The organism is Candidatus Hinthialibacter antarcticus, from assembly GCA_030765645.1.
In the GTDB taxonomy this organism is placed as follows: Bacteria; Hinthialibacterota; Hinthialibacteria; order Hinthialibacterales; family Hinthialibacteraceae; genus Hinthialibacter; species Hinthialibacter antarcticus.
The window spans coordinates 281,584-294,667 of sequence record JAVCCE010000011.1; the positions used below are offsets into that span (position 1 = coordinate 281,584).

A 13,084-nucleotide genomic window follows, 5' to 3' on the forward strand; every position below is an offset into this window, starting at 1 on the left:
ACGCCATGAAACGCTTCTTGTTCTTCGTCTGCATCACCTTTTCGCTCAGCGCATCGGCTGACTTTGAGCATTTCATCACCCGCGACGGCGACAAACTCATGGACGGCGTCCGCGAGTTTCGATTCATTTCATTTAATATTCCCAATCTGCATTATGTTGAAGACGACCTGCGGTTTGACCGCAAAATGCCGTTCCGCTTCCCTGACGATTACGAAATCAATGACGCATTGCAAAGCATTGAGCAGATGGGCGGGCAGGTCGTCCGAACCTATACCCTGCCCGTCTACAAACCCAGCGAACCCGCAGGTACGCCCAAGTACGTCCTCGGCCCGGGCCAGTTTAATGAAGAAGCGTTTAAAACACTCGACCGCGTGTTAGCGGCTGCGAACCAAAATAACATTCGCCTCATCATCCCTATTGTCAACAATTTTCAATGGTGGGGCGGCGCGGTCGATTACGCAGCCTTTCGCGGCAAGCAAAAAGACGACTTTTGGACGGACCCGCAACTCATCGAAGACTACAAACAGACCGTGCATTTTTTACTGACGCGAGTGAATACCGTTACCGGCGTCGCCTACAAAGACGACAAGGCCATCCTGGCTTGGGAAACAGGCAACGAAACTCAGTGTCCCCATTCATGGACGAAACAAATTACCGCATACATGAAATCGCTCGATTCAAACCATCTGGTTTGCGATGGTTTTTATACTTCCGTGCTGCGCGATGATTCGATCAACGATCCGAATGTCGATATCGTCCAGACGCACCATTATGAAATTGACGCCCGCGACATGATCGACCATATTCGCCAGAGCGCAAACATGGCGCGCGGCAAAAAGCCTTACATGCTGGGCGAGTTCGGCTTCATCAGCACCAAAGCCACCCGCGCCGTGTTAGACGCAACCATAGATGAAGGCCTTTCAGGCGCTTTGATTTGGAGCCTGCGCCATCATCACCGCGAGGGCGGCTTCTTTTGGCATTCAGAACCGTCGGGCGGCGATTTTTTCAAAGCCTATCATTGGCCGGGGTTCCAAAGCGGCGAGATATATGATGAAAAAAATTTGATGGCGATGGTGAGAGAGAAGGCGTTTGCCATTCAGGATTTAAAATTGCCATCCCTCCAAACGCCTCAGCCTCCTCGCTTGCTGCCGATTCAACAACCGTCGGCGATCTCGTGGCGCGGGTCGGTCGGCGCGGAGGGATACGACATCGAACGCGCTCAATCAAAACGCGGCCCCTGGACGGTCATCGCGCAAAATGTGTCTGACGCAAAACTGCAATACCGTCCTCTGTACAATGATAACAGCACGACAATCGGCGAACAGTATCTCTATCGCGTTCGCGCGCGCAACGCCGCTGGGATTTCACTACCAAGCAACATTGTCGGCCCGGTCGAAGCAACCCATCACATCTTCATTGATGAATTTCAAAATGAATCGTTGTTGTTCTATAAGAAAGGCAAAACATATCTCGCCCAAAATGAAGCGCGGCGCCACAAAGAAGATATCCACCGGCTGCACGGCGAAGACGGCGCCTGGATTCTTTACAAGACGGACGCGCCGATGATTGGTTATGCGATTTATGTGTTTCTCAATGATGATGAATCCGGGTTGATGATGTCTATTTCGCAAGACGGACGCGCCTTTCAACCCGTCCAACCCCAGCGCATCGACTACAGCAGCGAAGAAGGCGAATACGGCTATCTTGACCCCGTGCTGTATACATCATCTATTGATGCGCAATATTTGAAAATTGAATTCAAAGGCAATGTCGCGTTATCGCGGGTAGAAATCGGTTATGCCAAATGAAATGCTGAAAGCACTCAGCAAGCGGATCGAGTCTGAACTGAATGGCAATATCATTCCCTTTTGGCGCGACCGCGTGATTGATTTTCAGCGCGGCGGGTTCATCGGGCGAATGACAAGCGACGGCGTGATTGACGCCGAGGCGCCCAGAGGGCTGATCCTTAATGCGCGCTTACTGTGGTCATACAGCGCGACATATCGTTTCAATTTCAATCCCGCATTGTTGGAACTCGCCGAACGCGCTTATGAGACGCTGGATCGCCATTTCTGGGACCACGCCTACGGCGGATGCGTCTGGTTGACGGACGCTGCGGGCGCTGTGTTGGATGACAAGAAAAAGTGCTACGGTCAGGCGTTCTATCTCTATGCGCTTGCGGAATATTATGCCGTCACAAAAAACGCCGCTGCACTCGACCGCGCTTTTGAACAAGTCGAATGGATCGAGCGTTGCTTTTATGATCCTGCTTACGGCGGTTACTTCGAAGTCTGCAACCGCGACGGTTCGCTAGCGGACAACTCACGCCTCAGCGAACGCGACCTCGACGCGAAAAAGTCGATGAACAACCACCTGCACTTGCTCGAAGCCTACTCAAACCTATTTCGCATCACAGGCGACGCATTCATCGAAACGCAATTACGCGCATTGATTGATCTTTTCACTCAGCGCATTATCGACCAAAATTCTTACCACATGGTTCCATTTTTTGATGAAGCATGGACGCCCGCTTCGTCGGCGTATACCTTCGGACACGACATCGAAGCCAGTTGGCTGCTTTGGGAAGCTGCAGAGGTTTTGCATGACAGACCGCTGCGAAATGCGCTTCGCCCGTTCGTGATGGACCTTGCAGAGCGCACCCTCACAGAAGGCGTCAGCCCGCAAGGCGGCCTCTATAATGAAGCTGAGGACGGGCGCATCATCGACGCGACGTATGATTGGTGGCCTCAAGCGGAAGCCGTGGTCGGATTTTTAAATGCGTATCAAATCAGCGGCGACCAACGCTACGCCTGGGCGGCGTGGGACGCCTGGGATTTTATCGACCGCCATTTCATCGACCGTGAGCATGGCGACTGGCATTGGCGCGCCGCGCTGAACGGCGAAGTTGACTCGCGCTACGATAAGGTATGCGAATGGAAAAGCCCCTACCACAGCGCCCGCGCCTGCATCGAAGCGCTGCGCCGCATTCAAGGATTACTCCAAAAAGGAGCCGCAAATGAAAGAAGCCAAATTCAAAAAGACGCTTAAATTATTAATTGCAGAACACGAAGAATTAATCAAACGCAAAAACGAAATCCAACGTAGCGGCCCGCGTATTTTTGTTCGATACAAATATCCGGTGTTGACCGCCGCCCACGCGCCGCTGCATTGGCGCTACGACTTCAATTACGAATCCAATCCCTACTGTATGGAACGCATGGGGATCAACAGCGCGTTCAATGCAGGCGCGATTGAATTCGACGGCAAGATGTGCGTGATGGCGCGGGTTGAAGGCTACGACCGCAAGTCGTTTTTCGCGCTTGCCGAAAGCAAAAACGGCGTTGACCGCTTTCGCTTTTGGGACGAGCCGATTGAGATTCCAGAGATCGACGAACGCGAAACCAACACCTACGACATGCGGCTGGTTCAACATGAAGACGGCTGGATTTACGGCATGTTCTGTTCGGAACGCCACCATGAAACCCAGCCCGGCAACCTCTCCGCCGCCATCGCCAGTTGCGGCCTGGCCCGCACCAAGGACTTGAAGAATTGGGAGCGCTTGCCCAATCTAAAAACCGAGGCCGACCAACAGCGCAACGTCGTACTGCACCCCGAATTCATTGACGGCAAGTACGCTTTCTATACCCGCCCATTGCGCGATTTCGCCGCGACCGGCTCCGGCGAAGGCGTAGGCTGGGGTTTGTGCGATAGCATGGGAAACCCTGTCATCGAAAATGAAACCATCTTTCACGGAGGCGCCTATCACACCATCAAAGAAGGCAAAAACGGCCAAGGCCCCGCGCCCATCAAGACGCCGGAAGGCTGGCTGCATCTCATGCACGGCGTACGCGACACGGCGGCGGGAATGCGCTATGTGTTGTATCTATTATTGACTGATTTGAATGACCCCACCAAAGTGCTCAAAGAACCGGGCGGCTATCTGCTTGCGCCCGAAGGCGAAGAGCGCGTCGGCGACGTGTCGAACGTCGCGTTCTCGAACGGGTGGATCGCCCGCGAAAACGGCGAGGTGTTTATGTATTACGGTTCGTCCGACACTCGACTGCACGTCGCGGTCAGCACGGTAGACCGGCTGCTGGATTACTCCTTCAATACACCGGAAGACGGGTTGCGTACATTTGTTTGCGTTCAGCAACGGAAACGCCTAATTGAATCCAATCGAAAAATCATGAAGGAACTCGGCCTGTGAAACAATTTCCCGACAATTTCACCTGGGGCGCGGCGACCTCCTGTTATCAAATCGAAGGCGCTTGGCAGGAAGGCGGCAAAGGCCCCTCGGTGTGGGACGGTTTTGTCCATACGCCCGGCAAGACGCTCAACGGCGAGACCGGCGACGTCGCCGCCGACCACTACCACCGTTGGCGTGAAGACGTCGCGCTGATGGCGCAGATGGGTCTCAAAGCCTACCGCTTTTCCATCTCCTGGCCGCGCATCCAACCCACCGGACGCGGCGACGCCAATCGTGAAGGCATCAAGTTTTATTCGGACTTAATTGACGCGCTACTCGAACACAACATCACGCCGTGGGCGACCCTGCATCATTGGGACATGCCGCTGGCGCTGCAAATGGAATGCGACGGCTGGCTGAATCCCGACTCGGCGAAATACTTTGCTGAATACGCGGCAATCTGCTTTGAGCATCTTGGCGACCGCGTCAAACATTGGATCACCCTCAACGAACCTTGGTGCACAGCCATTCTCGGTTTTGGACAGGGCGTATTCGCACCGGGACGCATATCAAACACTGAACCCTACATCGTCGCGCATAATCTCTTGCGGGCGCACGCCTATAGCGCCGATATTTATCGCTCACGTTTCCAAGATGCGCAGAAAGGCGTCATCGGCATCGCCAACAATTGCGACTGGCGCGAACCGAAGACTGGTTCCGATCAAGACCAGGCCGCAGCGCAACGGGCGCTTGAGTTTTTCCTTGGCTGGTTCGCCGACCCGTTATACTTCGGCGACTATCCAGAAGTCATGCGCGAGCGGGTCGGCGAACGCCTGCCGCAATTCACGGACGAAGACCGCGACAAGGTCAAAGGTTCCACCGATTATTTCGGCCTCAACCACTACACCACCCTCTACGCTGAACACGCCGAACTCGACCAACTCAATACGTTAGACGCGGAAAGCAACGGTGGGCTGCTCGAAGACCAATGCGTCAATATGTGCGCCGATCCATCCTGGAAAACCACTGACATGGGCTGGGCGATTGTTCCCTGGGGCTGCCGCAAGTTGCTCGAATGGACCGACCAGCGTTATGGCAAGCCGGAAATCTATCTCACCGAAAATGGCTGCGCGGCGCCGGATACAGTCATCAATGGCGCATTTGACGATCAGGCTCGCATTGATTTTCTCAACGGATATTTAAACGAGTGCCATGCGGCTATCGAAAAAGGCGTCAACCTGAAGGGATATTTCGTCTGGTCGCTGATGGACAACTTCGAATGGGCGCTAGGCTATTCAAAGCGCTTTGGTATGATCCACATCGATTACAACACGCTGGCGCGAACGCCCAAAGCCTCGGCGGAGTGGTACCGAAAAGTAATTCAGAATAACGGAGTTTAACGCATCATGAATTCACGTGAACGAATTCTATCAGCATTGCATCATACCGAAGCCGACCGGATTCCCGTCGATTTTTCTTCGCACCGTTCGTCAGGCATCAGCGCCATTGCGTATCGGAAATTACGTAAACATCTCGGCCTGCCAGAGAAACCAGTTCGCGTATACGACTTGATTCAACAACTGGCGCTGGTCGATGATGACGTGCTCGACTGGTTTGGAACCGACGCGGTTGAGTTAGGCCGCGCCTTCGCGATGGACGGTTCGATCTGGGCGGACTGGACGCTGCCGGACGGCTCGCCCTGTCTCGTCCCCAACTGGCGCATTCCACAGCGGGAAGACGACGCCTGGGTAATCTATTCAGATAGCGGGCGGCCAATTGGCCGAATGCCCGACGGCGCGTTGTACTTTGAACAGTGTTATTACCCCTATCACCAAGACGACCAAGGCGATCTTGCGATAGGCTTTCAGGACAACATGTGGGCGGCGGCCCCGTCTCCGCCCGGGCCAATGGTAGAGGGCGCAGAAGGACGAAAGCGGTTGCGTGAAACGGCGAAACAATTTCGCCAATCAACCGACCGCGCCATCGTCGCCTTGTTTGGAGGCAACCTGCTCGAGACCGGACAAATGATGTACCGCGCGGATACGTTCTTCCTGTTGCTGGCGGAAAATCCAAAACAGGCGCATGATTTTCTTGACCGTCTGCTGGAACTGCATTTGAAAAATTTATCGGCGTTTCTTGACGACGTTGCGCCCTTTGTCGACATTGTCTTGTTCGGCGACGACCTCGGGATGCAAAGCGGCCCGCAGATTTCTCCACGAATGTACCGTGAGTTTTTTAAGCCGCGTCATCAACAATTATGGTCGCGCGTTAAAGAGAAAAATTTATCGGTCATGCTGCATTGCTGCGGCGGGGTGCGTCCTTTATTGCGCGATTTGATCGATGCGGGTTTAGATGCGATTAATCCTGTTCAAGTCAGCTGCAACGGCATGGGCTTACGCGAATTAAAAAAAGATTTTGGAAATGATCTCTGCTTTTGGGGCGGCGGCTGCGACACCCAGCGCATCCTGCCAAACGCGAAGCCGCAAGAAATACGCGAGCACGTTCTCAACGCCATCGAGATCATGCAGCCCGGCGGCGGGTTTGTCTTTCAGCAGGTGCATAACATCCTGGCGGATTCACCGCCTGACCATATCGCCGCCATGGTAGACGCTCTGCATGAGGCCAATGCAAAATAAAAATGTCGGGATTATCGAATTTCAGGCAAACGGAATAAGCGGATTTCGTGGGTTTCATCTTCAGCGGCGACTTCGGCGTACACCCAAAGTTCGTCGCCGACTTCGAGCCAGTGCGAATAGCGAAAGGTCGAGAAGTGTTGATTGGGCGTACTGCTCTTCAACAACGGCGCATCCGGCGTCAGATCAATCATGCGGTGCAAGTCAAAGGTGAACGCCAAACCCGTCTGCACATTATAAACCGGGTCAAACCAGTTCACGCTTGATCCCTCATAAACAAATAGCCATCCCGCTCCAATTGGAAGCAATGACGAGGGTCGGACAAAAAAGTCATGCCAGCCGATCAGTTGCATCACCGATTGATGCGGATCGCCCACGGGCGCCCAGGTCTCACCGTCGCCGCTGGAGAAGTGATAGATGCGCTCGTTGCGCCGCATGTAGCCAATCAAATAGGCGTGATAAGCGCCGTCGGCGTAAGCGATGACCGGGTCTTTATATTCGACGGGGATTACATCGCGTTCGTATTCTTTCTTAATTGGCGATATAACGACTCGCGCCGTTGAAGGATCAAACTGATCGGGCCGTTCGGCGTCATCAAACTTGATGATGCTCCAGGGGCCGCCTTGCCAGGGGCCGCAAGCGTACAACTTCCATTTTTTTGTATGAGGATCGCGCAACAACGCGGGTCGCTCGAAGCCTTTCATCGGCAGGTCTTCCGCCAGAATCGAGAGCGCTTTTTCAAAATGCACGCCGTCGTCGCTTCGCAATATACGGATTTCATACCCGCGCAGCCCACGCGGAAACTCGGCGGACCGCATTCGGCACGCCAACCAGAACACGCCGTCTTCACCGCGCACAACCGACGGCGCCCCCGCCCACCATTCCGGTTCGAGTTTGTCGGGGCGCAAAATCACATCATAGGTTTCAAAGTGTTTTTGAAGCGAAGCAAATTCGTGATCGGGGAGATCGAGAGCGGCGGCATGATGCGCATAAAACAAACAGAGAAAAAGCACAGCATGAAAATGCAATAGATATTTTTGGATACGAAAAAACATAAACGATGACAGCCTTATCCGTTTTCTCCATTTTGGATGCGCGACAAAATCCGTACGGTTTTTGATTCAATCCACGGCTGAACGGTCTGGTCGAATGCAGCGAAGTGGTTGGTTTTGGTATGCGCCTGAAACGCTGACTCATTTGCATAGACTTCATACAAAAATATTTTGTTGGGATGATCGGGTTCAATGCAGACGTCAAATTGCAAGCATTCAACCTCACGCTCGATTGAATTTTTCGCTTGCGTCTTGACCGCATCAAGCAACGGCGCTTCACATCCTGCTTTGCTTTCAAATTCAACGACAACAACAAACATGAAAAGACTCCCCTGACTTACGATTCGTACGCCAAACACAACATGCAATATATTGAATCTATCGACATTAAATAATAAAAGGAATTACTTATCTACCAAAAAAAACTCAATTTCACAAGCCTATCAAAAATTACAGATTGGTCTCCGGGAAGAAATGGCGCATAAAAATCAATATAATAAACTAAAATTGTCAAGAAAATAATTTAACTGTCTTCGTTTTACTGTTAAGATAATACAAAATAACGATAACTATTTATAAACTTATTACTATATATTCATCTTTCGGAATACATTGATTTCATCCCGGGGATTGCTGTATCCTCTTTTTACTGGGAACAAGGTAAAAACGAACAGAGGGAGCACCATGGAAAACCCAGTCAATCGACGCGGATTTATTCGCAATACCGTATTATCAACCTCTATTGACGCTGCCGTTCCATCAGCGTCCGCGAACCAATCCGTCATGTCGCAATCGAATGGTATTCCGACCGGCAAAATCGTGCGCATAAACAAACAAGGATAGTTCGAATGAGCCATGACAACGTAGACCGACGTAAGTTTCTGCAAAAAACCGCTATCGCAGCAGGCGCCATGGCTGGCTTAAGTTTGGAAGAGAAAACGCTGATGGCAAATGCCGATACGCCTCAGCAAACGCAGGCCGCTCAAATTGACGGCGCGTTGCCTCAAGGCAAAATCGGCGACGTATCCATCAGCCGGTTGATCTGCGGCGGAAACCTGATCGGCGGTTACGCCCACGCGCGCGACCTCATCTATGTTTCGTCTTTGTTGAAAAACTATTTCAGCGAAGAAAAAATATTTGAAACCTTGGAACGCTGCGAAGAACACGGCGTCAACACCATCGTCACCAATGTGAATCCGCGCAGCAACGACTCGCGCACCACTAACATTCTCAGCAAATATTGGAACGAACGCGGCGGCAAAATTCAATGGCTGGCGCAATGCCATCCCGATTCAAAAGATATTGACGCCGTGGTCAACATCGCCGTCGATAACGGCGCGACCGGCGCCTTTCTCATGGGCGGCGTCGGCGACAACTGGACCAAACACGAGCGCGTCGACCTGATCGGCGAGGCCGTCAACAAATTCAAACAAAACGGCCTGATCGCAGGCGTTGCGGGCCATTCGCTGCAAGTGCCGATGGCGTGTGAAGCGGCGGGCGTCGGTAATGATTTTTACGTCAAGACCTTTCATCATGACAAATACTGGTCGGCGACGCCCGAAGAACACCGCATGGATTTCAACGTCGACGTCAAACGCCATCAAGACCACCGCAAAGACCACGATAATATCTGGTGCATTAACTCAACCGAAACCGCCGCGTTTATGGCGAAAGTCGAAAAACCCTGGATCGCGTACAAAGTCATGGCCGCCGGGGCCGTTCATCCCAGCGACGCATTTAAGTTCGCGTATGAAAACGGGGCCGACTTTATTCTGGCGGGCATGTTTGATTTTCAAGTGACAGAAGACGTTATCATTGCGAAGAATATTTTATCGCAGCCGCTGCAACGCCAGCGGCCTTGGCGCGCATAGGGAGAAACCAAATGAATAAGAAATCCGAAGTTGACCGCCGCCGTTTTATCACAACATCCATCGCCGCTTCCGCGCTCGCAGCGGGCGTAAGTTTTGAAGAGCAGAGTCTCGCGCAAGCCGCCGAAGCGCCATCGCGCCCTAAAGGCGACTCCAAGGGAATGAAGTACGGCAAGATTGGCGATCTGGAAATCAGCCGTTTGTTTTGCGGCGGCAATCTCATCGGCGGTTGGGCGCACAGCCGCGATTTGATCTATGTGTCGGATCTCGTCAAAGCCTATCATAGCGACGAAAAAATCATGGACACCTTCGAACTCGCCGAAGAATACGGCGTCAACACGGTCTTGACCAATCCCGTCTCCGACAAAGTCATCAATCGCTATTGGGATGAACGCGGCGGCAAGATTCAATGGATATCCGACTGCGCGTCCGGTAAGACCATCATCGAAGGCATCCAGCGTTCCGTCGACAGCGGCGCCCATGCGGTTTATGTACAGGGCGGCCTCAATGACAAGGCGGTTCTCGACGGACAAATTGATCTGGTCGGCGAAGCGTTAGCGTTTATTCAGGAGCAGGGCGTTCCCGGTGGATTAGGCGCGCACAGTCTTGAGACGGTTAAGGCTTGCGTCGATGCGGGCTTTAAGCCTGATTTTTGGGTCAAGACGATTCACCCCGACTTGTATTGGTCGGCCACGCCCAAAGAAAACCGTAAGGATGATTGCTGGTACGGCGGCAACCAACTCGACCATGATGAATTCCATGACAACATCTGGTGCCTCAATCCAGAAGAAACCATTGATTACATGAAATCATTAGAGACGCCCTGGATCGCGTTCAAAGTTATGGCGGCGGGCGCCGTCAGACCGCAGCAGGGCTTCCAATACGCATTTGAAAGCGGCGCTGATTTCGTCTGCGCCGGAATGTTTGATTTCCAACTGGTCGAAAACGTCATCATCGCCAAGGGAATTTTGAACAATCCCGAACTCGAAGCCAAACGCCCGCGCGCTTGGATGGCGTAAGGAGATATTCATGAAGATCAACGTCAACCGCCGGGGATTCATCAAAAAATCCATGATCGCTACTGCCGCGACTTTGGGAACCAGTTTTGAAGAGAAAGCCCTTCTCGCCAAAGAACCCGGCCCTGCGCCCGACGCATGGGAGGGCGAGTTCCCCGTCGGGAAACTTGGCGACCTCAATGTAAGCCGCCTGATCTGCGGCGGAAATCTCATCAGCGGGTTCGCCCATAGCCGCGACTTGATCTATGTCTCGTCGCTTTTACAAAATTATTTCACAGACGACAAAGTATGCGAGACGCTGGCGCAATGCGAAGAAAATGGAATCAATTCCGCCCTGCTTCGGGTGGACGACCATACCGTTCGTATTCTCAACAGATATTGGGACGAGTGGGGCGGACAAATGCAATGGATCGCCCAAGCCAAACTAGCGGGCAATGATCATAAAGCCGATTTCAATAAAGCCATCGACAACGGCGCCCAAGCCGTCTTCGTACACGGCGGCGTCGGCGACAGTTGCGTCGAAAACAAGCAGGTCGATCTCGTCGCCGAAGCGGTCGATTTCATCAACAGCCAGGGCGTGGTCAGCGGCGTCGCCGGACACAAACTCGAAACCATCAAAGCCTACGAAGACGCCAAACTCAACAACGGCTTTTACATGAAAACGCTCAACGCAAAGAACTACTGGTCGGCGGGCCCCATGCCGCGTAACGACAGCGTGTGGGCCGAGACGCCTGAAGAGACCATCGCATACATGAAAAGCATCAACAAACCCTGGATCGCATATAAGGTGCTGGGCGCGGGCGCCATTCATCCCAAAGAGGGATTCAAATACGCCTACGAAAACGGCGCCGACTTTATTTGCGCCGGGATGTTTGATTTTCAAATTACCGAAGACGTCATCATTGCCAAAACGCTATTAACCAGCAACCTCAAACGCGAACGCCCGTGGGTGGCTTAGCGTACCGCTATTTGAACTTACTTCAGGAGAACCGACATCGTGACAGTTGCAAAACCACTTGACCGCAGACGCTTCATTCACTCGGCGGGTGCCGTTAGTGCGCTCGCGTTATCCAACCGCTCCATCGCGCAAGCCAACGATACAATCAACCTCGCCGTCATCGGCGTCGGGACGCAAGGCCAGGAACTCACCAACGCCTGCATGAAAATCCCCGGCGTACGCATTCAGGCGATTTGCGACATTTGGGAAACCTACAACCTAAATAAAACATCGCGCATCCTCGAAGGCTTCAACCAAGAACATACAACCTATACCAATTACAAAGACCTGCTTGAAAAAGAAAGTGGACTTGACGCCGTCATCATTGCAACGCCGGATTTCTGTCACGCCGAACAAACGGCCGCGTGCCTGAACGCCGGGCTGCACGTCTATTGCGAAAGTTTGATGTCGAACACCATCGACGGCGCCCGCAGCATGGCGAACGCCGCAAAAGACAGCGGCAACTTATTGCAAATCGGCCACCAGCGCCGTAGCAACCCCTATTACCACTATTGCTTCGACCACCTCATCAACGAAACCAAACTGCTGGGCAAACTCACCGCCAGCAATAGCCAATGGAACCGCCCCGTACAAACGCCGCGCGGCTTCCCCCGGCGCTTTCCGGTTGAAGACGCCGTGCTTAAAGCAAACGGCTATTCGTCAATGCAGCAGTTTCGCAATTGGTCGTGGGCGCGCGAACTGGGCGGCGGCCCGGCGGCGGAACTCGGCTCGCACCAGTTTGACGTGATGAACTGGTATCTCGAGACAACGCCGAAATCAGTCCTCGCGACTGGCGGCGTCGAATATTACGACGACGGTGCGCACGAATGGTACGACACGCTGATGGCGGTGTTTGAATATGAAACGCCGAAAGGCACCATCCGCGCGTTTTATCAAACGTTGAGTTCAAACAGCAACTTCGGCTACTTTGAAAATTTCATGGGCGATGAAGGTACGCTTTACGTCTCCGAAGCGGCGGGTCGCGTTAAAGTCTACCGCGAGCCGAACGCGCCTGATTGGGAAAAGTGGGTCAAACTCAACATTTTGAAATCACCGGTCGCGCCGCCTAAGGAAGAAAAGAAAGAAGAAAGCGAATCGGTATTAGACATTAAAGAATCCGTCATCCCGCCGACGTACGATGTTCCGGTTGAATTCAGCGATCCCGTCTATCAACCGCACTTACAGAATTTCATCTCCGCCATGAAAGGCGAAGCCAAACTGGCTTGCCCGGCTGAGATCGCATTCGCCGCGACCGTGATGACCATCAAACTTAACGAAGCAGCGCAAAAAAGCGAAAAGACCGAATTCAAACCAGAAGATTTTATCGTATAA

General features: G+C 52.8%; 12 protein-coding genes. 10 read left to right on the forward strand and 2 right to left on the reverse strand.

All coding sequences use genetic code 11. From position 1 onward, the window contains the following. Positions 1–5 precede the first annotated feature (5 nt). The 5 genes from P9L94_04000 to P9L94_04020 are packed head-to-tail and all read left to right on the forward strand — an operon-like array spanning position 6 to position 6,822. Positions 6–1,808: a cellulase family glycosylhydrolase gene (locus P9L94_04000; protein MDP8243220.1), complete on the forward strand. Its 1,803-nt coding sequence runs from the start codon at positions 6–8 to the stop codon at positions 1,806–1,808. Then, a complete protein-coding gene (locus tag P9L94_04005; protein MDP8243221.1) occupies positions 1,798–3,048 on the forward strand; it encodes an AGE family epimerase/isomerase in 1,251 nt (416 codons plus the stop codon). The genes P9L94_04000 and P9L94_04005 overlap by 11 nt, the downstream gene beginning before the upstream one ends. Further along, positions 3,017–4,207, forward strand: coding sequence for a glycosidase (locus tag P9L94_04010; GenBank protein MDP8243222.1), 1,191 nt, complete (start codon positions 3,017–3,019; stop codon positions 4,205–4,207). The genes P9L94_04005 and P9L94_04010 overlap by 32 nt, the downstream gene beginning before the upstream one ends. Next, the gene (locus tag P9L94_04015) at positions 4,204–5,586 is read left to right on the forward strand and encodes a GH1 family beta-glucosidase (protein MDP8243223.1); all 1,383 of its coding nucleotides are present in this window, start codon (positions 4,204–4,206) and stop codon (positions 5,584–5,586) included. Before P9L94_04010 ends, P9L94_04015 begins: the two co-directional genes overlap by 4 nt. 6 nt (positions 5,587–5,592) lie before the next feature. Further along, the gene (locus P9L94_04020) at positions 5,593–6,822 is read left to right on the forward strand and encodes a uroporphyrinogen decarboxylase family protein (GenBank protein ID MDP8243224.1); all 1,230 of its coding nucleotides are present in this window, start codon (positions 5,593–5,595) and stop codon (positions 6,820–6,822) included. Between the two features lie 11 nt (positions 6,823–6,833). On the opposite strand, the gene P9L94_04025 is transcribed toward P9L94_04020, so the two are convergent. Beyond that, positions 6,834–7,874, reverse strand: coding sequence for a hypothetical protein (locus tag P9L94_04025; GenBank protein MDP8243225.1), 1,041 nt, complete (start codon positions 7,872–7,874; stop codon positions 6,834–6,836). Between the two features lie 14 nt (positions 7,875–7,888). Next, on the reverse strand, positions 7,889–8,191 hold the full coding sequence (locus P9L94_04030; protein ID MDP8243226.1) for a putative quinol monooxygenase: 303 nt from the start codon (positions 8,189–8,191) through the stop codon (positions 7,889–7,891). Positions 8,192–8,555: 364 nt separating this feature from the next. Here P9L94_04030 and P9L94_04035 point away from each other — a divergent pair, with 364 nt between their 5' ends. Genes P9L94_04035 through P9L94_04055 form a run of 5 tightly spaced genes read left to right on the forward strand, consistent with a single transcriptional unit; the run spans position 8,556 to position 13,084 of the window. Further along, positions 8,556–8,714: a hypothetical protein gene (locus P9L94_04035; protein ID MDP8243227.1), complete on the forward strand. Its 159-nt coding sequence runs from the start codon at positions 8,556–8,558 to the stop codon at positions 8,712–8,714. Between the two features lie 5 nt (positions 8,715–8,719). After that, positions 8,720–9,742 (forward strand): twin-arginine translocation signal domain-containing protein, encoded by a 1,023-nt coding sequence (locus tag P9L94_04040; GenBank protein MDP8243228.1) that lies wholly within the window; start codon positions 8,720–8,722, stop codon positions 9,740–9,742. A gap of 11 nt (positions 9,743–9,753) precedes the next feature. Then, positions 9,754–10,758, forward strand: coding sequence for a hypothetical protein (locus tag P9L94_04045; protein MDP8243229.1), 1,005 nt, complete (start codon positions 9,754–9,756; stop codon positions 10,756–10,758). A 10-nt stretch (positions 10,759–10,768) separates the two neighbouring features. After that, entirely contained in the window at positions 10,769–11,713 is a 945-nt protein-coding gene (locus P9L94_04050) for a hypothetical protein (protein MDP8243230.1), read from the forward strand. A 39-nt stretch (positions 11,714–11,752) separates the two neighbouring features. Continuing rightward, a complete protein-coding gene (locus P9L94_04055) occupies positions 11,753–13,084 on the forward strand; it encodes a Gfo/Idh/MocA family oxidoreductase (GenBank protein ID MDP8243231.1) in 1,332 nt (443 codons plus the stop codon).